Source organism: Mitsuokella sp. AF33-22, assembly GCF_003475755.1.
Lineage (GTDB): Bacteria > Bacillota > Negativicutes > Selenomonadales > Selenomonadaceae > Mitsuokella.
On record NZ_QRQA01000020.1, the window covers coordinates 13,357 to 34,481 of the forward strand.

The window sequence follows — 21,125 nt, forward strand, 5'->3', positions numbered from 1 at the left end:
ATCATCTCTTCTTGGAGGCGATCATCATGTTTAGACCAATCCCGTTCAATATCCGTGAGAATGCCGAGCGCGGCCGCGAGGCCGTGGAGAAAGTCCTGGATTTCGTGGCGGAGCAGCCCTGCAATCCAATCGGGCGCGTCAGCGGAGCGCTTTCGTCGTTCCGCGTCGATGTCATCGACACGCCGGACCGCTATGAGCTCTTTGCCGAGCTGCCGGGCTTCCACAAGGATCAGATCACGGTATCGTATGATGACAATAATTACCTGACGATCAAGGCAGAGCGCCCGGAGCCCGACATGGATGTCCGCTACATCTGCCGAGAGCGCCGCATGGGCACGTTCGAGCGCAGATTTGAGATTGACGGCATCCTCAAGGATGAGGTCACCGTCTCGTTTGCGGACGGCGTGCTGCACATCGTGATGCCGAAGGAGCCGGACGACAAGGGCCGCACAGTTTTCGACATCAAGTAATCGCATACACCGGCAAAGGCCGCTGCATCCTCGTGGTGCGGCGGCCTTTTTCAGCAGGACTTTTGCGGCTCGGGAAGGAATATATAAATAGACTTTTGCGTTATGGAGGTTTTTTATGTTTGCAAATCCTCAGGTGGAAACGATGGACCGTGCGCAGCTTTTGCTCCTGCAGGGACAAAAGCTCTCGAAGGCCGTGCGCTGGGCGCAGGAAAAGACGGCGTTCTTTCATGAATCGCTCGTGCGGCAGGGCGTTTCGTATACGGATATCGAAACGGCAGAGGACATCCGGAAGCTGCCGTTTCTGACGTTCAATCAATTGCATGCGGTGCCGATGCTGGATTTCTCGACGATGCCGCTTTCAAGCATGCTGCGCCTGAGCGCGCTGCGGGGCGGGAAGGGCGCGCTCACGCGCCTCTACACGAATGGCGATATCGCGCACGATATCGAGCTCGTGACGCGCTGCCTCGTATCTGCCGGCCTGCACCGGGCTGCGGTCGCCGGCTGGCTCGGGAGCGGCGCGGACAGCCGTCTGCTCGACATCCAGTACGGCCTGGAATTCGTCGGTGCCACGGTGGTGCCCATGGGCGATGACTGCTCTGCCTGGCAGCCGTTGCTCGAAGGTTCGCATCTCGATACCCTGGCCGGTGCGCCGGCACGGATCCGGGAGCTTGAAAATGTGCTGGCAGCAGGCGGGGAGGACTTGTCCGCGTATCCCGTCAACAGGCTCATCCTGCTGCATGATTCGGCGGCTTCGGCACTTGCGCCTTTGCCAAAGGCATGGAGCAGCCTGAAGATCTACCATCTTTTGGCACTGCCGGAATTCGGCACGCCCGGCATTTTCCTGCCATGTGAGGCGGGCAGGCTGGCCTTCCATGTTGCGGAAGACCTTTATTTAGTGGAAATCCTCAAGGCAGATGGAAGCGAGACCGCAGCAGGCGAGACGGGCGAACTCGTGCTGACTTCGCTCGAGGCTCAGGCCATGCCGCTCCTGCGCCTGCGCACGGGACTCATGGTCCGGAAGCTTGGAGCCTGCGCGTGCGGGCGGACGGGGCTGCGCGTCGAGCTTACAGGCATAAGTGCCGCCGAGTAATGCGGAAACGGAAAGGAAGAGAGCATGCGTTTTATCCATACAGCTGACTGGCATCTCGGCCGGTATTTCCACGGGATGCATCTGACAGAGGACCAGGCCGATCTCATCGAGCATCAGCTTCTGCCGCTCATCGCGGAGGAAAAGGCTGAGGCAGTGGTGATTGCCGGTGACATCTACGACCGCGGCGTGCCGCCCGTCGAGGCCGTGGAACTCTTTGACGAATTCCTGGCCAGGATGAAAGAGCGGCAGGTCAAGGTCCTGTTTGTGGCGGGCAATCATGACAGCGAGGGACGGCTGGATTTCGCGAGCCGCCTCATGCAGGACGCGGGGATTTTTGCAAGAGGGCGCCTGCGCCGACCGCTGACACCGGTTGTCCTCGAGGATGAATACGGCCCGCTGGCCTTTGCGCTTTATCCCTACATGGACCCGCAGACGGTCCGGGCGGCTTTTCCCGAAGAGGCTGAGAACGGCCTTGATTTTGAGACGGCGCATGAGGTGGCCATTGCGGCGGGCGTGGCGGCACTCCCGAAGGGGGTGCGCAGCGTGGCGGTCGCGCATGCCTTTCTTGCGGGCGGCCTGTCCTCGGAATCGGAGCGTCCGCTTTCGGTCGGCGGCTCTTCAAGCGTCAGCTCCGCACTTTTCCGTCCGTTCTGCTATACGGCGCTTGGCCATCTGCACAATCCGCAGCGCGCCGGTGCCGATATCATCCGCTACAGCGGCTCGCTCATGAAATACTCCTTTGATGAAGCGGAGCAGCAGAAAGGCGTGCTGAGCGTGGAGATCGATGCAGCAGGAAGGGCGAAGCACACGTTCTTGCCGCTGACCCCGCGCCATGATGTGCGGCGTATCCGCGGGACGTTTGCCGCGATACGGGATCAGCGCGAGCAGTATCCGGCTTCCGATGATTATATGGAGGTCGAACTGCTCGATACGGGCATCATCCTCGACGTCTTCAACAAGCTCAAGGCCATCTATCCGAATCTCATGCACATCTGCTATCCGGAACTGCAGCGTGAGGGGACGATGCGCCAGCAGCAGGGACAGCAGGTCCTGAAGATGACGGAGGGCGACCTCTTTGCTCAGTATTACGAAGATATGACAGGGACTGCGATTGCGCCCGAACAGCGCGCGCTCGTGACATCCTGCCTGCAGGAAATCTATCAGGAAGAGAGGGAACGCTGATGCGGCCGGAAATCTTGAAATTATGTGCATTCGGACCATATCGCAGGGAACTGGTGCTGGACTTCCGCATCCTTGCCTCGCAGCCGTTTTTCCTCATACACGGCGTGACGGGAGCGGGCAAGACGAGCATTTTCGATGCCATCTGCTATGCCCTGTACGGTGAGGCTGCAACGGAGGGGCGGACCTCGCGCATGCTGCGCAACCGGGAGGCACGTCCCGAACAGGATACGTATGTCGAATTGACCTTCGTCGTGCGCGGCATGCGCTGGCGCATCCGCCGCAATCCTGAATATGAGCGCAAGGCCAAGCGCGGGGAGCGGCTCGTGCGCCAGGCAGCCGGCGTCCTCTTGACGCGCCTCAAGGACGATGGGGAAGAGCAGAACTGGAAGAAGGAGGGAGAGGTCCGCGCAAAGATCGTCAGTCTACTGGGCTTTGAGTGCAAGGAATTCCGTCAGGTCGTGCTGCTGCCGCAGGGCGAATTCCGCCGTTTCCTCATGGCCGATACGAGCGCACGCAAGGAAATCATGCGCGTGCTGTTCAACACGGACATCTACCAGAAATTGGAAGAGAAGCTCAAGGCCAGGGCTTCCGGCGTCAACCGCGATTATGAGGCGATCCTTCAGCAGCGCGAGCTCTACCTGCAGGAGTTCGGCGTCAGCGACGAAGCGGCCTTCGCCGAGCGGCAGCAGGCGCAGGCAAAGGAAGTGGCGGAGCTTGCGGGCCTCCTGTCCCTGAAGGCGGCTGAAAAGGAGAAAACGGCCAAAGAGCTTGAGCATGGCCGACAATTGGAGGCTCTTTTCCTGGAGGATGCGCGCGCCGGGCAGGAACTGGTGCGCGCCGAACGGGCTGCGGCAGGGGATTATGAGCAGCTGGCGCGTCTGACGCTTGCCGAGCGCGCAGCGGCGCTGCAGGATGTCTGCCGTCAGGCGCGGCAGGCGGCGCAGAAGGCCCGGCAGCGCCAGCAGCTGCTGGAGAAACTCACCGCACAGGGGCGTCAGGCCAAGCAGGAGATGGAAGCAGCGGAAAAAGACCGGAAGCAGTCGGAGGCAGAGCAGCCGCAGCGCGAGGCTCGTCGTGAGGCGCTCGTCATGAAGCGGCGGGAACTGCAGGTGGCAGAAGGCCTCCGGGCGGACCGGCAGCAGCTGAAGGCGGCACATGCGGCTTTCGCGAAAGCGGAGCATGAACGTCGGGAGCTCCAGCGTCAGGGTGAGGCTTTGCAGAAGCAGCTCGATGCGCTGCAGGCACAATTGAAGGAGACTGCAACGGCGGCCGCCGACGGGGAAGCCGCCGGCCTGCTCGTGCAGAATCTGCAGCAGGCGCAGCGGGAACAGGAACTTCGCGCGCTGGCCGAGCATCATCTGAGCGAGGCAGCTGACAAGCATGCGAAGAAGCGTGCAGCGAGTCAGGAAGCCCAAGAGCGGAGCGCAAAGGCAGCAGAAAAACTGCGCCATCTGCGCGAGCTTCTGCACGAGGCAAGGGCCGCGCTCCTTGCTGAGAACCTGGCTGATGGCGAGCCCTGTCCGGTCTGCGGTTCGCTGCATCATCCGCAGCTGGCCAGGCAGATTGAAGAAGTCGTGACCGACGACATGCTGCAGCAGCAGGAAGAAGCTTGGCAGGGGCTGGAGGCCTGCCGCGAGGCACGGCAGCGGGAAGAACAGCAGGCGGCTTCACAGCTGGCTGCCTGTCAGGCCAAGCTCGATGCGCTGCCGGCAGCGCGCGACAAGCAGCAGCTCATGCATGACCTTGCCGCGGCAACCGTGCGCCTGCAGGCGGCCGAAAAGGCTTCACAGCGCCAGCTGGAGCTGAATGAAGCGCTTGCGCAGGGGAGAAAGCAGCAGTCAGAATGGCAGCAAAAGCAGGCGGATAGCGAGAAAGCCTGTCAGGACGCAGCAGCCGCCGAGGCAGCCGCCAGGGCGCGCGTGACAGACAAAGAGGCGCAGGTGCCGGCAGATGCCGATCCTGCCGTGCTGCGGCAGCAGCTTGTGCAGGAAGAAGAGGCAGTGGGACAAGCCGAGGCCCTGGCAAAAAAAATCCAGATGCGCGCGCAGCAGACGGCACTTGCGCATGAAGGACTGCGCGCGGACTGGAAGAACGCGCATCAGGAATACCAGCAGGCAGCAGTGGAAGCCGAAGCGGCGGCACATGCATTCATGAGCCGGCTTCAGGAGGCTTCCTTTGCCTCCGTGGAGGCATACGAGGCGGCGCTTGCCGGCCCCTGGCAGGATGCCGCCTACCGCCAGACGGTGAAAGCCGGACTCGAGCAGCATGACAAGGACCTGCATGCGGCCAGGGATGCGCGGCAGCGCAGTCAGTCGGCTATCGCAGGACAAGAGCGCCCGCAGGTCACTGTGCTGGAACAGGCTTATCGCCAGGCTGAACAAGCCTGGCAGGACATTTTTGCCCGTCACGGCAAAGCAGAGCTCGTCGGGAAATCCTTTGCAAAACGCGCGCAGGAGCTTGCCAATCTTGCGGAAAAGAGCACGGCGCTTATGGATTCCTATCGCTGCATCACGAGTCTGTCGGAACTCGCGAGCGGCAAGACGGGCTCGCGCATATCCTTCCAGACGTACGTGCTCCATTCGCTCCTGGACGATGTCATGGCGATGGCCAATGAACGTCTGCTGATTATGAGCCGCGGCCAGTACGAGCTTCACGCCGGCGAGCGCCTGAGCGGCAACAAGCAGGGCGGCCTCGACATGGAGGTGTTCGACCATTATTCGGGATATGCGAGGCCCGTGGCGACGCTGTCAGGCGGCGAATCCTTCCTGGCTTCGCTGGCCCTGGCCCTGGGCCTTGCCGATGTCGTGCAGGCCTATGCGGGCGGCACGCGCCTTGATACGATGTTCATCGACGAGGGGTTCGGCACGCTGGACGAGGATACGCTCGACGTCGCGCTGAAAGCCTTGTTCGAGCTCCAGAAGAGCGGCCGTCTCATCGGCATCATCTCGCATGTGGAGGAACTGCGCAGCCGCATCCCCGCAAGGCTCGAGGTGACGAAGACGAGAAGCGGCGGCAGCACGGCGCGCTTTGTGCTCGGTGCCGCGAAAGAATGAGCCGGAGAGGGCGCAGCCTGGTGTCCTCAGGGACCGTTTGTGAAAAGGTGGTTTGAAAACGTATGACAGCAACACTCGATTGTATCATCGGCCGGGCCGGCACGGGCAAGACGGAAGCCTGCCTCTCCGCCATGGAGCGGCGCCTGCGGGAAAATCCGATGGGCCCGCCGCTCATCCTGCTCGTCCCCGAGCATATGACGTTTAAGATGGAGCGTGCACTCGCCGCACGCGCGGGGAAGGGGCACGGCTTTTTCCGGGCATATGTGTTCGGCTTCCGCCGCTTTGCCCGCCATGTCCTGCTGGAAACGGGGGAACTCACGGTTCCGCGCATCAGCGAAGTCGGCAGGCGTCTGCTCTTGCGCAAGATCCTCGTGCATCATCAGCGCGAGAAGGACCTCACGGTCTTTGCGCGGGCCGTACGGCAGCGCGGCTTCACGCAAAGCCTGTCGGAGGCCATCCAGGAATTCAAGAGCTACCGTCTCGATACGGATACGCTGCGTGAAACCGCCGCGCAGCTGGCGCCTGGCAACGGCCGTCTTGCCGGCAAGCTCGAAGAGATGTCCATCCTGACCGATGAATTTGATGCGGCCATGGCAGGCAAGGCCAACGATGCCGAGGATATGATGGAAAAGCTTGCGGCCTCTTTGCCGCAGGCTTCTTTCATGCGTGGGGCGGAGGTCTGGCTCGATGGCTTCATCTTCTTCAATCCGCAGGAGCGCGAGGTCGTCAAATCACTGCTGCTGGCAGCCGACAAGGTCCATGTGACCCTGCCGATGGCCGGACGCCGCGAAGGGGAATGCATCCGGCTCGATTTGCCGGATAATACGAGAGAGGCAGGCCTCTTCCAGCGTTCTTACCGGACCTGGCTTGATTTGTGCCAGCTGGCCCGTGAGGAGCTCGGCATTCCCGGCGTGCCCGTCCGGCTGCTCGATGCGCCGCACCGCTATGCTGCGGGCAGCCTGCTCGGCACGATGGAGCGCGAGTTTTTCCGGCCGGGAAAGATGGAGCATCCAGCACAGACGGATGACGGTACGGCTCTCTGCCTCGTGCAGGCGGCCAACCGCCGCCTGGAAGTCGAGAATGCGGCGGCCGATATCCTGCGACTCGTGCGCGATGAGGGCTGGCGCTACCGTGACATCGGCGTGCTCGTGCGCGACGACGACGCATACGATGATCTCGTGCGTCTCGTCTTTGCGGATTACGGCATCCCGTTCTATCAGGATGCGAAGCGCCCGATCATCCATCATCCGCTGGCCGAACTCATGCGCTCGGCACTCGAGGTCGTGACGAAGGACTGGCGCTATGAGACGGTCTTCCGGTGCCTGCGCACGGGGTTCTTCCCGCCGGTGCGCGAGGACATCGACCGCCTCGAGAATTACGTGCTCGAGTTCGGCATCCGCGGGCGCAGGCGCTGGCAGCAGCCGGAGGCGTGGAACTGGCATCGCCGCTACACGCTCGACGACGGGGAGACCGCCGATGATGAGACGGCCGCGACGCTGACGCTCATCGATGCGCTGCGGCGCCAGGCGGTCGCAGTTCTCGTCACCTTCGAGCAGGAGGTCCGCGCCGCGCAGGATGTGCGCGGCATCACGACGGCGCTTTACCATTTCCTCGTGGCGCTCGATGTGCCCGCGCGCCTGCAGGAGTGGGCGGAGCGGGCCGAACAGGAGGGCCGCCTGGCTGATGCGGCCGAGCATCGTCAGCTCTGGGAGGACAGCATGGCCCTCTTTGATCAGCTCGTCGAGACGAGCGGGGATGAGGCGATGAGTCTCAGCGATTATGAGAACGTGCTGAGTGACGGTCTCGATGCCCTGCAGATCTCGCTGATTCCGCCAGGACTCGACTATGTGACGCTGGCTCCCTTTGATCAGAACAGCCTCGACAACATGAGCGGCCTCTACATCCTCGGTGCCGATGCCGATACCATGCCGCGACGCGTGCGCGAGCAGGGCCTCTTTTCCGATGCCGACCGTCTTCACATCGCCGAACTTTTGGCAACGCTTCCCGGTGAGCAGCGCCATACGATTTCACGCGGCGGGCAGGAGCGCAGCTTTGGCGAGAAATTCCTGCTCTATCGCGGCTTTTGCGAGGCGCGTGCATACGTATGGCTCTCGTATCCGATGGCTGATGCCGAAGGCAATGGCCTTGAGCCATCGCCAATCTTTACGGCCCTGCGGGAACGCTTCCCTGAAGCGCGCTTCCTCTCCATTCCGCTGGAAACGCTGCGGCGTGACGACGATCTTTTGCTCTCAGCCCCGCGGCCGGCACTGGCGGGCCTGGCAAACGCCCTGCGCGGCGAGAAGGAACGCGGCGTGATGGCCGGCCTCTGGCGTGATGTCTACAACTGGGCGCGGCAGCAGCCCGCCTTCGCGCAGCCGCTCAATCTTGCGCTCTCCGGGCTCTTTGCGCATGCGGGTGAGGGGAAGATCCCTGAGGAACTTGCGCGCCAGATCTATGCCAAGGGGCATATCCTGCGTGGCAGTGTGACGCAGTTCGAGAAATTCCGCCAGTGCCCGTTTGCGCATTTTGCCGCCTACGGCCTGAAGCTCCAGGAACGGCGGGAATACCAGTTCCGCTCCATGGACCTCGGGCAGCTGCTGCATGCCGTGCTCAAGGAATACGGCACGGTCGTCAAGGAACAGTATGCAAGCCGCTGGCAGGATGTCCCCGAAGAAGAGAGCCGCAGGATCTGCGAGGAGCTCGTCAATGCGCTGGCGCCGCGCCTGCAGAGCGAGATCCTGCTGAGCCGGGACAATTACCGCCATTTAAAGCAGCGCATCACGCGCACGGCCCAGCAGGCCGTCCATCATTTATCGGCCTGGGCGGCCGTTTCCGAATTCCAGCCGGCCTTCTTTGAAGAAGCGTTCGGTCACCGCGAGGACCGCGTGCATCTGAAGCCGCTGCCGCTTGCGGACGGCTATGCGCTTTCGTTCAAGGGGCAGATTGACCGGCTCGATCTGCACACGCAGGCACCGTATTTCCTGATCCTCGATTACAAGACCGGGCAGGTGGCCATTAATCTCTTTGAGGTCTACTACGGACTGCGGCTGCAGCTGCTTGTCTACCTCATGGTCGGTCAGGAACTCCTGCGCCAGCAGGGCGAGGAACGCATGCCCGCGGGCATCCTCTATTCCTTCCTGCAGAATCCCCTGATGATTGCGAAGAAGAAGTATACGGAACAGGAACTTGAGAAGCGCGTCAACGCTGAGCTGCGCATGCCGGGCTGGGTACTGGCTGACCTCGACGTCGCACGGGCCATCGATCCATCGTTCCAGTTCATCAAGCCGGGTCTGAGCCAGGTGCGCGATGAGAAGAACAAGGTCGTCAAGGATGCAGACGGCAACCCCGTCATGGATTTCGATGCCAACAGCAGGAAGTACGGCTATATCCGCAAGCCTGAGGAATTTGCCCTCATGCTGTCGTATGTCGACTATCTGCTGCGCGATACGGGCGATGCCATTTTGTCCGGCGACATCCGCATCAGTCCCTACCGCATCCGGGACAAGAAGGAGCAGAATGCCTGTGCGTTCTGCCCGTATCACGATGTCTGCGGCTTTGATCCGGAGATTGACGGCTTTTCCTATCGCGACATCGACAAGGAGGCCGATGAAGTGCTCGAAGAAAAAATGGCAGCTTGTACAGAGAAAGGACGGACACCTGATGCAATATACGCAGGACCAGGAAAAGGCAATCAAGACCAGGCATAAGAATATTCTCGTGGCGGCAGCTGCGGGCTCCGGCAAGACGCGCGTGCTCGTCGACCGCATCATCTCGCAGCTCCTCGCACATGAATGCAGTGTCGATGAGATGCTGGTCGTGACCTTCACGAATGCTGCCGCAGCCGAGATGCGCGAGCGCATCGATAAGGCTCTCGGCAAAGCTTTGCAGGAAGCGGAAAGCCGCGAGGCGGCCGCCTGGCTCGAACGCCAGCAGGTCCTGCTTTCCGGCGCGTCTATCTGCACCTTCCATGCCTTCTGTCAGCGCGTCATCCGCCAGAACATCGAAGCCATCGACGTGGACCCGCAGTTTCGCCTGGCGAGCGATCAGGAGATGACGCTGATGAAGCGGGATGTCCTTGAAGACCTGCTGGAGCAGGAATACAAGATGCCGGAGCAGGAAGAAGACCGTACCGCCTGGCAGGATTTCCTCGCCTTTGCCGACGATTACGGCGATGATCATGGTGACGAGAAGGTCTGTGAGGCCGTGCTGAAGCTTTACGAATTCTGCCAGAGCCAGCCGTACCCCGCCTCGTGGCTGCGCGAGCAGAAGGAACGCTATGCGCAGAGCGGCAGTGACATCTGGCAGACGCCCTGGACGGATACCATCGTCACGGCCTTCGGGCAGGAACTCGCGCGTGCCATCCAGGCCTTCGAGGAAACGTGCTTCCTCGTCCATGCGGGGGAAGAGAGTGATATTGCCAGGGCCTGGCAGCCCTATGTCGACCTCCTGCAGCAGTGCATCGAGCAGCTCGAGGACGTGGAGGGCATGCTGAAAAGCGCCTGTCAGGCAAGGGAACCGGGCGGCTTCGATGCACTCGGAAATATGGCGGCAGGCGTCAAGTTTCCCGCGCTGCGCGGCAAGAAATACAATGAACTCAAAGAGCAATTCCCCGAGATTCGGCAGGCCTTCGAGAAGCAGCGCGACGCGGCCAAGAAAATCTTTACCGACGCCCGCGACCGTTATTTCGGTGAAAGTGAGGCGGAAATCCTCGCGCGCATCGAGGAATGCGGCGCGACCGTACGCCGCTATGTCAATCTGACGCTCGATTTCATCACGGCGTTCCAGGCTGCCAAGAAAGAGCGCAATGTGCTGGATTTCAATGACCTTGAGCATTTTGCCCTGGCCATCCTCTGTGCGGACCCCGTGAAGCTGCAGCAGGCCGGGGCTGCAGATTTTTCCGGGCCCGGGGGCGAGGAATTGCGCACGGACGCCGCCTGCGCCCTGCGGGAAAAATACGCTGTCATCATGGTCGATGAGTACCAGGACACCAACAGCGTGCAGGAGGCCATTCTGAACCTCATTGCCCGCGAGGACAACCGCTTTACGGTCGGTGATGTCAAGCAGAGCATCTACCGGTTTCGTCTGGCTGACCCGTACCTGTTCCAGGCAAAATATGACGCGTATCCTGAAAAGCCGCAGCCCGATGATGTCAACCAGCTCATCACGATGAAGCAGAATTTCCGCAGCCGGGCGGAGGTGCTGGCACCCATCAATTTCATCTTCGACCAGGTCATGACGCGCGAAGCCATGGAAATCGAATACGATGAGAAGAGCCGCCTTTATCCGGGGGCGCAGTATCCTGCGGAGGAACACAGCCTGGCGGGCCCCATGGAGCTTGACATCATCCTGCGCCAGACGGCGGAGGAGACGCCGGCGGATACGGAAGGTCGGGATGGAGGCGAAGAGCTTTCAGGCTTTGCCCTTGAGGCGCAGCATATCGCGGACCGCATTGCATCGCTCATGGAGGAAGCACCGCTCGTCTTTGACAAGGATGCCGGCGGCTATCGTCCGCTTGCCTATCGCGATATCGCCATCTTGCTGCGCGCCGTCAAGGGCAAGGCCAACGTGCTGCTGGAAAATCTGCGCCAGAACAGCATCCCGGCTTACGCCGATGTCGACGGCGGCTACTTCGAGGCCAATGAGGTGCGCCTCGTGCTGGCACTGCTGCAGGTCATCGACAATTCCCGCCAGGAAATCCCGTTGGCCGCCGTCCTCGTCTCTCCGCTGGGAGGATTCTCGATGGAGGAACTCGCGCGCCTGCGCATGTCCGTGCCGGAGGAAGATCTTTACGGGGCATTGCTCAAAAGCCATTCTCTGGAAACCGAGCTGCCGGAGGCACTGGCCGACCGGGCAGCCACGTTCTGCGCAAGGCTAGATGGCTGGCGCAACTACGCCGTCAGCCACAGCGTGCCGGAACTCATCTGGAAGCTCTACCGCGATACGGGGTATTACGAATACGTCGGCGGACTCAAAGGCGGCCTACTGCGTCAGGCCAATCTGCGCATGCTGGCCGACCGGGCGGCCGATTACGAAAAGACGAACTACCGCGGCCTCTTCCGTTTCCTGCGCTTCATCGAGGACCTGCGCAAGCGCGATACCGATCTTTCCGTAGCCCGCACGCTTGGTGCCAGTGAGGATGTCGTGCGCATCATGAGCATCCACAAGAGCAAGGGCCTTGAGTTTCCCGTGGTGTTTCTCGCCGACGTCGCGAAAGGCTTCAACCTGCGGGACACGCAGGGCGCGTTCCTGTTCCACAAGGAACTCGGCATCGGTCCGCGCGTCGTCTCGCGCTCAGCGGCAGGACGTCAGATGTACGATACGGTTCCGGCTGAGGCTGTGGCGGCCCGTCTCGTGGCGGAAAGCAAGGCCGAGGAAATGCGCGTGCTCTACGTCGCCATGACGCGTGCGCGCGAACGGCTGATCCTGACGGGAACAGTGGCAGCGGCGCAGTGGCAGAAGAAAGCACAGGCCTGGTGCCAGAGCCTGGCGGAAACGGATACGGCTCTGCCGGCCGTGATGATCCGGCGTGCAAACAGTTATCTCGACTGGGTGGCGCCGGCCATTGCCCGCCACAAAGATGGCGAGCCGCTGCGCAAGGCTGCCGGCTGCGACTGGGGAACCTTGCTCACACTCGAGCCGGATGCGCATTTCGCCGTGCAGATCCTGTCATCGTCTGATGTTCAACCGCATGAAGAAGAAACGCAGGAGGATGATCCCATCCTGCTGGCCGTGCAGCGGGATGAGCCGCTGCCGCCGTCGGAGCAGCGGGCATGGGTGGAAACGCGCCTGAACTGGCAGTATCCGTGGCCGCAGCTTGAACACATCACGGCCAAGATGACGGTTTCGGAGATCAAGGAGCGCTTTGCGTCCATGGCACGCGAGGACGATCCCCTGCCGGGGCGCCCCCTCGTGCGGCCGGAAGAGACGGCATGGCGGCGCCCAAGCTTCTTGCAGCGCACGACGGAGCTCTCGGCCACAGAACGAGGTACCCTGTTCCACACGGTTCTGCAGCATATTGACCTCCGTGGCGATGTTGGCGCAGCCGGTGTCCGCCGGCAGGTCATGGAGATGGAGGAGCAGGGGTATATCCCCGCAGGCTGCGGAGCGTCCGTTGACTGCGGCAGATTGTCAGCGTTCTGCGGCTCAGAGCTCGGCAGGCGTATGCGCCGGGCCGTGCGTCTCTGGCGCGAACTGCCATTCAGCCGCCTGCTGCCGGTCCGCGAGGTCAATCCGAATGCTTCGGAGGAAGAAGAATCCATCTTCATCCAGGGTGTCATCGATGTGCTGTTTGAGGAAGATGACGGCAGGCTCGTGCTGCTGGACTACAAGACCGATCATGATACGCGTCCTGCGCGCGTGCGGGAGCGATATGCCAGACAGGTGGAACTTTACCGCGAGGCCGTGGAGGAGATTCTCGGACGTCCGGTCAAGGAAAGCATCCTGTATCTCCTGCATGATGGCACCGAAGTCCGTCTTTGAACAGGATTGACAAAGAAAAACGTCATCTGCTGTGCTGAAGACAGCTCGCCTTATATAAAATTTACCATAAAAGACGGTTTGTCGACTCCAGGGAATCGACGAGCCGTCTTTTTAGCGGAAGGCTTGACCTCGTTTTTTTGATGACGATACCACGCCAATACGCAAGTACTTTATACTAACGCAAGAGAAAAATCGTACTTGTAGCGTTTTCACATATTGCTTATTATATTGGTATGTAATATATGGTTTATATTTGATAGGAGGGGCTCCAATGAAAATGAAAAAAGTACTTATCACCATGCTCGCTGCGCTTTCTTTTGCCAGCATTTGCTCGGCAGCAGATACGAGTGCGAAGTCTGTCGTGCCGACGGCAGAACAGGTAGCAGCGGCACAGGAAGCGGCGGAAAAGAGCAAGATTGCCACGGCTGCTACGGCTGAAAAGGAGAAGCAGGCCTTCTTCAAGCATGTTGAGGGCAAGACCATATCTGTGAGCTATGATAGCGGCTTCAAGTTCAACATCGACTATCCGGAAGTCGGCGTGCTGAGATGGACGCCGACGACCGGTCTCTCCCTCGCGCCGTCTGATAACGAGGAGTATGAGGTTGCCGAAGTCGGCAAGGACGTCTATCAGGTCAACTGGATTGAGCAGAAGGGTGTCGTCATCTCGCAGGTCATCAACTTCAAGACCCACAAGGTCTTTGCCTACATGACCTGGAACAAGGAAGGCGAACGCGGCAACCGTGCCTCAATCTTCCATCGCGGCACCTTTACCATCCACGAGGCCAACAAGTAAGCATCTATACCAGTAAGGAGAAATCATCATGAAAGTTGCGGTTGCAGCAGCAAACGGCCGTGTGGCCAAGAAAGTCATCGCCGAGGCACTGAGCCGCGGCCATGAAGTTGTCGCATTCGGCCGCCATGCAGAGAATGACACGCAGGCGAAGGATTACCGCCAGAAGGACATCCTCGACCTCACGAAGGAAGACCTCGCCGGTTTCGATGCCGTTGTCGATGCGTTTGGCGCCTGGAAAAAAGAGACGCTGCCGCTCCATTCCACGACGACACAGCACCTTGCTGACATCCTCTCGGGGACGGATACGCGCCTGCTGATCGTCGGCGGCGCCGGTTCCCTCTACGTCGACCCGGAACACAAAGTCCAGCTTTTCGATACGCCGGATTTCCCGGATGCCTTCAAGCCGCTCGCTACGGCGATGGGCAAGGCACTCGCTGAGCTTCGCGAGCGCAACGATGTCAAATGGACCTACATCAGTCCGGCAGCCGACTTCCAGGCCGACGGTGAGCGCACGGGCAAGTACATCCTTGCTGGCGAGGAGTTCACGCTCAACGGCAAGAATGAGTCCGTCATCTCGTATGCCGACTATGCCATCGCGATGGTCGACGAGATTGAGAAGAACGCACACATCCAGCAGCGCATCTCCGTTGTCCGCGCCTGATTCCCCGCATCAAACACAGCCCCCGGCCGACTGATATGCTTAGCCCTTGAATAACGTACATAAAATTTTCCCACAAAAGACGGTTTGTCGACTCCATGGAATCGATGAACCGTCTTTGTTGTCTATATGATACTACTGATTTACTTTACTAATCAATATTACAAAAACAATATATTGACTTACCTAAGCAAACAATATATAATTAGATTAAAAGAAAATAAACAATAAAAAGAAAGGAGCAAGAAATGACGACATATTGGGGACATACTGCAGAGGATGGGCGGAAGCAGTTGTTGATCGATCATCTGCAAGGAACAAGTCAGCTGGCTGAACGTTTTGCCAGCGTTTTTGATGCAGCAGAGTGGGGGAAGACAGCTGGGCTGTTTCATGACGTAGGGAAATACAGTGCGGCTTTTCAGCAGCGAATCCTCAATGACGGACCGCGTGTCGATCATTCTACAGCAGGCGCCTTATTGATGAGGCAAATAAAGAATGTTCCACTATCACTCTGTATTGCCAGCCATCATAGCGGACTCCTGGATTTGGGAACGAATCTATCGAAGGCTGATGATGGTACGTTCAAGGGACGGCTGAAAAAAGAATTAAAAGGAAAACTCGATTATTCGGCATACAGACAAGAAATCCCTGAACCAGTATCAATTTGCAAGATACCGAATTTTTCATATTCAAAAGATCAGTTTTATTTCTCTTTCTTTAACCGTATGCTTTTTTCCTGCTTGGTTGATGCCGATTTTCTGGATACGGAACGCTTTGTGAATGATGGCAGGGTTCAGCGTGGCGGTTTTGCATCCATGCAGGAACTTCATACACGATTTTTTTCGTACTATGCGAAATTTGGCAACCCGACTACGCCTATCAATGAGAAAAGGCAGGAGATTTATCAGCAATGTTTGGCTGCAGCGGAGTGGGAACCGGGGATGTTCAGCCTCACGGTTCCGACCGGAGGTGGCAAGACCTTGTCATCATTGGCCTTTGCTTTGCAACACGCTATAAAATACAAGAAACAGCGGATTATCTATGTCATTCCCTATACATCTATCATTGAGCAGACTGCCGATGTTTTTCGTAATATTCTGGGCAATGATAACATCATCGAACATCATATGAATGTCGATTACGATGACGAACAGGAAGATGGCAGTTTGAACCGCAAGAAACTGGCGACGGAAAATTGGGATGCACCAGTCATCGTGACGACAAATGTGCAGTTTTTTGAATCCTTATTCGCTGCCAAGACCAGCCGCTGTCGCAAGGTGCATAATATCGCCAACAGTGTTCTCATTTTTGATGAGGCGCAGATGCTTCCAGAGCCCTATCTGCGGCCCTGTATCCGGAGTATTGGCGAATTGGTGGCCAATTATCGCTGTACGGCCGTACTGTGTACAGCCACACAGCCGAGCCTGGAAGCGTATTTTTCTCAAATTGGTAAAGGGCTGCATGTGCGGGAAATTTGCCCGGATGTACAGAACTTGTATGAATTTTTCCGGCGCGTCACCTATCAATTTACCGATATAGACTCATTGGAGTCATTGGCGGAACAGCTGAACAGCCAGAAACAGGTTCTGTGTGTCACCAATTCCAAGAAGGATGCCAGGGAGTTGTATCGGATGATGGAGGGTGACGGATGCTATCATTTGTCGACGTTTATGTATCCGGCTCATCGACGTCATGTTTTAGCTGTTATACGTCAACGCCTTAAAGATAGACTGCCTTGCCGTGTTGTTTCAACCAGCTTGATCCAGGCTGGCGTTGATGTGGATTTTCCCGTCGTTTATCGTGAGATTTCTGGCTTGGACAGTATCATTCAGACTGGCGGACGTTGTAATCGGGAAGGAAGACAACAGCCAGAAGACAGCATTGTGTATATTTATGATTTGCATAAATCTATGAATCGAATTCCGGCTTTTGTTCGGCGTCCTATCGAAATAACGCAGATGGTGGCAAAGAATCATGATGATATAGCCAGTGTAGCGAGCATCAAAGCCTACTTTGATCAGCTCCATTACACGACTGGCGACGATCAGCTGGACCGTAAAAATATCTTGAAACGGCTGGAAGATGGAACCCTTGATTTCGCAGGCATTGCTAATGATTTCAAGTTGATAGAAGAAGATAGCAAGCCTGTATTCATTCCGATTGCGGATGATGTAGATAACCAAAGGATCCTGTCACAGTTGAGAGCGGGGGTTCGCACTCGTTCCCTTCTTCGCAGGGCCAATTTGTATATGGTCAGCGTCTATACTAATCAGTTCAAGAAACTTTATGAAACAAATAAGCTGGACGAATTGGATTTAGAGCTGTATCTGTTGAGCGATTCTGCTGCATATGATTCAGCTACAGGGCTCATTGTCGATATGGACGATGGAGCAGGCATATTTTTGTAAATAAGGGAGATGGTGAGATGGCAATACGAGTAGAAGTTTGGGGAGATTATGCTTTGTTTTCCCGACCAGAAATGAAAACCGAACGCGTCAGCTATGATGTCATGACGCCGTCTGCAGCACGTGGTATCATTGAAGCGATTTATTGGCATCCTGGACTTAAATGGATTATCGATAAAATCTATGTTCTCAGTCCGATAGAATTTACCAATATCCGGCGCAATGAAGTCAAGGCAAAGTCCAGTGCCAGCCGGGCAAAGCAGGCTATGACCAAAAAAGGCGTGCCGTTATATTTGAGTACCAAGGAAACGATTCAGCAACGAGCATCCATGATATTGCGCAAGGTACATTATGTGATTGAAGCGCATTTTGAAATGACTGATAATGCGAATAATTCGGATAATGCTGGGAAATTCCAGGCCATCATTCGCCGTCGTCTGAAGCGGGGGCAATGTTATCACACGCCTTATTTTGGCTGTCGCGAATTTCCGGTTAATTTTCGTGAATATGAATTTGACCATGTGCCGACAGCCTATGATGGAGAAGATAAGGAATTAGGCTTTATGCTGTATGATATGGACTATTCCGATTTACAGCACATACGTCCCATGTTCTTTAAAGCAACTTTACATAACGGAGTCTTGGACTTACGGGATTGTGAGGTGCACTCATGATTTTACAATCTTTGGTAGATTATTATGAAATCTTGGCCCGAAAGGGTGCGATTGCCAAACCGGGGTGGGGGACATATAAGATTTCCTATGCGGTGAATCTGAATCGGCAGGGCGAAGTAATCGGCATTCTATCCTTGGAAAAGGAAGTGATGCGTGGGAAAAAGACAGTGTCCGTGCCTACCATCCATATGCTGCCGGAAGGAGTCAAAAAATCATCGGGTATCCGTCCACAGTTTCTTTGGGCCAATGCCGCTTACTGTTTGGGGCTGCCTAAAGAGAATAGAACAGCAGATATGGCGGACGATGCGCTGACAAAATGGAAAAAGGATAAAAAACGCAGTGTAGATTGCTTTGAAGCCATGAAGGAATACCATTTGAATATTTTAGATGCTGTCCATACACCGGCAGCAGATGCTTTGAAGCTGTTTTTTTCGACTTGGAATCCAGAGGCAGCGGAAGAGGATCCTATCTTGAAACCGTACTTGGAAACAAATCTGCTGACAGCTAATGTGATGTATGCCGTTGAGGGTGTTTTTGTCCAGGATGATGCGGCCATCAAGGATGTCTGGGATGCTTATTATAATCAACCGGCTGTAGACGCTGTCAAAGGGCAGTGTTTGGTAACAGGGAAAATAGCATCAATAGCCCGCATCCATCCCAGTATTAAAGGTGTACGTGGAGCTCAGTCCTCAGGAGCTTCATTAGTATCCTTTAATGCCGAAGCTTTTGAATCGTATGGTCATTCTGGAGGACAGTGCTATAATGCTCCCGTCAGTGAACGCGCTGCTTTCGCGTATACGACGGCATTGAACCAGCTGATTGCGGATGAGAAACATTGTAAAGTCATTGGTAATACGACTGTCGTCTATTGGGCGGCCAATGGAGAAAAGGCATACCAGGATTTGCTTCATAGTGCTTTTTTCGAAGAGGACGATACCATCGATGACAAGACACTCGATGACCTGTTTTCTCATATACAAAAGGGACAGCCATTTGATTTCCAAGGCGTTTCCATTTATCCAGATACTCGTTTTTTTATTCTGGGGTTGGCGCCAAACGCAGCAAGACTTTCCGTCCGCTTCTTCTTACAGGATACGTTTGGCCATTTTATTGACCATGTGCGCAAGCATTACGAGAGATTGGAAATTGTTACGCCTAAACAGCATCGGGCTTATCTGCCATTATGGAAACTGCTGGGAGCAACTGTAAACCCAAAGAGCAAGGATAAAGCATCATCACCGCTCCTGGCAGGTGCTGTGATGCGAAGTATCCTTTCTGATACTCCTTATCCACAGGCTCTGTATAGCAATGTCCTGCTTAGAGTCAAAGCAGACCAGGACGATAGTGATAAGCACATCTACAAGATCAGTGCTGAAAAAGCCGCTATTATCAAGGCTTGTTTATTGAAGAATTTTTCGAAAGGAGAGGAAGTAACTGTGGCATTGAATGAAGAAAGCACGAATACAGCCTATGTGCTGGGCAGATTGTTCTCCGTATTGGAACAGATTCAGGAAGAAGCAAATCCCAATATCAACAGCACCATCAAGGACCGGTACTTTAACAGTGCCGCTGCGACACCAGGCGTGGTGTTCCCCATTTTATTGAAAGTAGCCAACCATCATTTACGTAAATTAAATGACAAAAAAGGATTAAAGATTAAGCTGGAGAAAATGGTTACGAATCTGGAAGGAAAAATTGAGATGAATGATCATCCTATTCCAGTGCGGATGAACTTGAATGATCAGGGCTTGTTTATTTTAGGCTATTATCATCAGACCCAGAAACGGTATGCGAAGAAGGAGGAGAAATAAGATGTCAGAACCCATTAAGAACCGTTATGAATTTACCATCCTGTTTGATGTAGAGAATGGCAATCCCAATGGAGATCCCGATGCAGGCAATATGCCGCGCGTAGACCCTGAAACGGGATACGGACTGGTTACAGATGTATGCTTGAAACGTAAGATCCGCAATTGTATCGAAACGATTTGCGAAGATAAGCCAGGTTATCGTATTTATGTCAAAGAAGGCGTTCCTTTGCAGCGTAGCGATAACGAAGCTTTAAGCTACGTGGGCATTGATGAAAAAACGGATGTTAAGAAGATGAAGAAAGACGACTCGGAGCTGGACCGTAAAATCTGTGACTTTATGTGTCGGAATTTCTTTGATATTCGTACCTTTGGTGCTGTAATGACGACCTTTGTCAAGAGTGCTCTCAATTGTGGACAGGTACGCGGCCCTGTTCAGCTTGGGTTTGCCCGCAGTATCGACCCCATTGTAACACAGGAAGTTACCATTACCCGCGTAGCGATTACAACGGAAAAAGATGCAGAAAATAAGAATACTGAAATGGGCAGAAAATACATCATTCCTTATGCGTTATATCGTGTGGATGGTTATGTATCGGCAAATCTGGCACGGAAGGTGACTGGCTTTAGCGAAGATGATTTGCAGCTTTTATGGAAGGCAATCATCAATATGTTTGAATATGACCGCTCCGCTGCCAGAGGCAATATGGCTGTACGTGAACTCATCGTATTCAAACATGAAAGTGAATTGGGAAATGCGCCAGCCTATAAACTCTTTGACACTATTCACGTTCAGAAAAAAGAAGGCGTTGTTGCTCCTAGAAGTTATATGGATTATGATGTTACCATAGATGAAGCTAAGATGCCAGAACGCGTTACTTGTATTCGCATGATTTAAAAGGGATATATAGTGTCGCGAAGTGGCATCACACATGAAATGTCTGATACCTTCGCGATACTGTGATTTCCTAGGTAAGAGAATGATTGCTGGATAGTTTGCTCGTGCGGTTGATTTTTCATTTACAGGTTCGCAATACAACCGTCGTAAATTAAGTCTGTGACTGAGTTAATTTGAAGGCCGTCGCACCCTTCATGGGTGCGTGGATTGAAACCAACAGGTTGCCGTTTTTATCGAAATCTGCATCTGTCGCACCCTTCATGGGTGCGTGGATTGAAACTTGTCTGGATTGGTGTGTGGCGTAGCATCTTGGGGTCGCACCCTTCATGGGTGCGTGGATTGAAACCCCGCTTACGATGATACGAGCATTGCGGCGAGGAGCGGTCGCACCCTTCATGGGTGCGTGGATTGAAACTCCGCGTGTACAGTCCATTCGCCGAGCTTCGGGATAGTCGCACCCTTCATGGGTGCGTGGATTGAAACTGTCAAAGTGCCGGAATGTATCTAATACTTCGCGACGTCGCACCCTTCATGGGTGCGTGGATTGAAACGTCTCGGCATCAGTCTCCGGAGGATCACTGTATCGGTCGCACCCTTCATGGGTGCGTGGATTGA

The 21,125-nt window shown here is 56.0% G+C and carries 12 protein-coding genes and 1 CRISPR repeat array (1 of these 13 running past the window's edge); all 12 genes read left to right on the forward strand.

The annotated features are described in order from the left end of the window. Nucleotides 1–26: 26 nt before the first annotated feature. The 12 genes from DWZ54_RS11155 to cas7c all read left to right on the forward strand — a co-directional run bounded on the left by DWZ54_RS11155 (nucleotide 27) and on the right by cas7c (nucleotide 20,510). A complete protein-coding gene (locus DWZ54_RS11155; RefSeq protein WP_118476366.1) occupies nucleotides 27–470 on the forward strand; it encodes an Hsp20 family protein in 444 nt (147 codons plus the stop codon). A 115-nt stretch (nucleotides 471–585) separates the two neighbouring features. After that, entirely contained in the window at nucleotides 586–1,560 is a 975-nt protein-coding gene (locus tag DWZ54_RS11160; RefSeq protein ID WP_118476368.1) for a phenylacetate--CoA ligase family protein, read from the forward strand. Between the two features lie 24 nt (nucleotides 1,561–1,584). After that, entirely contained in the window at nucleotides 1,585–2,742 is a 1,158-nt protein-coding gene (locus DWZ54_RS11165; RefSeq protein ID WP_118476370.1) for an exonuclease SbcCD subunit D, read from the forward strand. A 14-nt stretch (nucleotides 2,743–2,756) separates the two neighbouring features. Continuing rightward, nucleotides 2,757–5,795 carry an SbcC/MukB-like Walker B domain-containing protein gene (locus tag DWZ54_RS11170; RefSeq protein WP_147369920.1) on the forward strand — a complete coding sequence of 1,013 codons (3,039 nt, stop codon included), beginning with the start codon at nucleotides 2,757–2,759 and terminating at the stop codon, nucleotides 5,793–5,795. Nucleotides 5,796–5,857: 62 nt separating this feature from the next. Further along, nucleotides 5,858–9,502, forward strand: a complete 3,645-nt coding sequence (addB, locus tag DWZ54_RS11175; protein WP_118476374.1) for a helicase-exonuclease AddAB subunit AddB — start codon at nucleotides 5,858–5,860, stop codon at nucleotides 9,500–9,502. Next, on the forward strand, nucleotides 9,456–13,274 hold the full coding sequence (addA, locus tag DWZ54_RS11180; RefSeq protein ID WP_118476376.1) for a helicase-exonuclease AddAB subunit AddA: 3,819 nt from the start codon (nucleotides 9,456–9,458) through the stop codon (nucleotides 13,272–13,274). The genes addB and addA overlap by 47 nt, the downstream gene beginning before the upstream one ends. Nucleotides 13,275–13,551: 277 nt before the next feature. After that, nucleotides 13,552–14,067: a MoaF N-terminal domain-containing protein gene (locus DWZ54_RS11185; RefSeq protein WP_147369921.1), complete on the forward strand. Its 516-nt coding sequence runs from the start codon at nucleotides 13,552–13,554 to the stop codon at nucleotides 14,065–14,067. 28 nt (nucleotides 14,068–14,095) lie between these two features. Next, nucleotides 14,096–14,728, forward strand: coding sequence for an NAD(P)-dependent oxidoreductase (locus tag DWZ54_RS11190; RefSeq protein WP_199663373.1), 633 nt, complete (start codon nucleotides 14,096–14,098; stop codon nucleotides 14,726–14,728). A 245-nt stretch (nucleotides 14,729–14,973) separates the two neighbouring features. Further along, complete coding sequence (gene cas3 / locus DWZ54_RS11195) at nucleotides 14,974–17,133, forward strand: CRISPR-associated helicase Cas3' (protein WP_118476382.1); 2,160 nt, start codon at nucleotides 14,974–14,976, stop codon at nucleotides 17,131–17,133. 17 nt (nucleotides 17,134–17,150) lie between these two features. Continuing rightward, nucleotides 17,151–17,804: a type I-C CRISPR-associated protein Cas5c gene (cas5c, locus tag DWZ54_RS11200; RefSeq protein ID WP_118476384.1), complete on the forward strand. Its 654-nt coding sequence runs from the start codon at nucleotides 17,151–17,153 to the stop codon at nucleotides 17,802–17,804. Further along, nucleotides 17,801–19,615: a type I-C CRISPR-associated protein Cas8c/Csd1 gene (gene cas8c, locus DWZ54_RS11205; protein ID WP_118476386.1), complete on the forward strand. Its 1,815-nt coding sequence runs from the start codon at nucleotides 17,801–17,803 to the stop codon at nucleotides 19,613–19,615. Before cas5c ends, cas8c begins: the two co-directional genes overlap by 4 nt. Before the next feature lies 1 nt (nucleotide 19,616). Next, nucleotides 19,617–20,510 carry a type I-C CRISPR-associated protein Cas7/Csd2 gene (gene cas7c / locus DWZ54_RS11210; RefSeq protein ID WP_118476388.1) on the forward strand — a complete coding sequence of 298 codons (894 nt, stop codon included), beginning with the start codon at nucleotides 19,617–19,619 and terminating at the stop codon, nucleotides 20,508–20,510. A 182-nt stretch (nucleotides 20,511–20,692) separates the two neighbouring features. Then, nucleotides 20,693–21,125: a CRISPR direct-repeat array (repeat unit 32 nt; unit sequence GTCGCACCCTTCATGGGTGCGTGGATTGAAAC) (it continues 5,709 nt past the right edge of the window).

Coding starts and splice junctions, on each gene's coding strand:
- addA (WP_118476376.1), top strand. CDS start 9,456: ATGCAATATACGCAGGACCAGGAAAAGGCAATCAAGACCAGGCATAAG.
- DWZ54_RS11165 (WP_118476370.1), top strand. CDS start 1,585: ATGCGTTTTATCCATACAGCTGACTGGCATCTCGGCCGGTATTTCCAC.
- DWZ54_RS11155 (WP_118476366.1), top strand. CDS start 27: ATGTTTAGACCAATCCCGTTCAATATCCGTGAGAATGCCGAGCGCGGC.
- cas5c (WP_118476384.1), top strand. CDS start 17,151: ATGGCAATACGAGTAGAAGTTTGGGGAGATTATGCTTTGTTTTCCCGA.
- DWZ54_RS11160 (WP_118476368.1), top strand. CDS start 586: ATGTTTGCAAATCCTCAGGTGGAAACGATGGACCGTGCGCAGCTTTTG.
- cas7c (WP_118476388.1), top strand. CDS start 19,617: ATGTCAGAACCCATTAAGAACCGTTATGAATTTACCATCCTGTTTGAT.
- DWZ54_RS11190 (WP_199663373.1), top strand. CDS start 14,096: ATGAAAGTTGCGGTTGCAGCAGCAAACGGCCGTGTGGCCAAGAAAGTC.
- addB (WP_118476374.1), top strand. CDS start 5,858: ATGACAGCAACACTCGATTGTATCATCGGCCGGGCCGGCACGGGCAAG.
- cas8c (WP_118476386.1), top strand. CDS start 17,801: ATGATTTTACAATCTTTGGTAGATTATTATGAAATCTTGGCCCGAAAG.
- cas3 (WP_118476382.1), top strand. CDS start 14,974: ATGACGACATATTGGGGACATACTGCAGAGGATGGGCGGAAGCAGTTG.
- DWZ54_RS11185 (WP_147369921.1), top strand. CDS start 13,552: ATGAAAAAAGTACTTATCACCATGCTCGCTGCGCTTTCTTTTGCCAGC.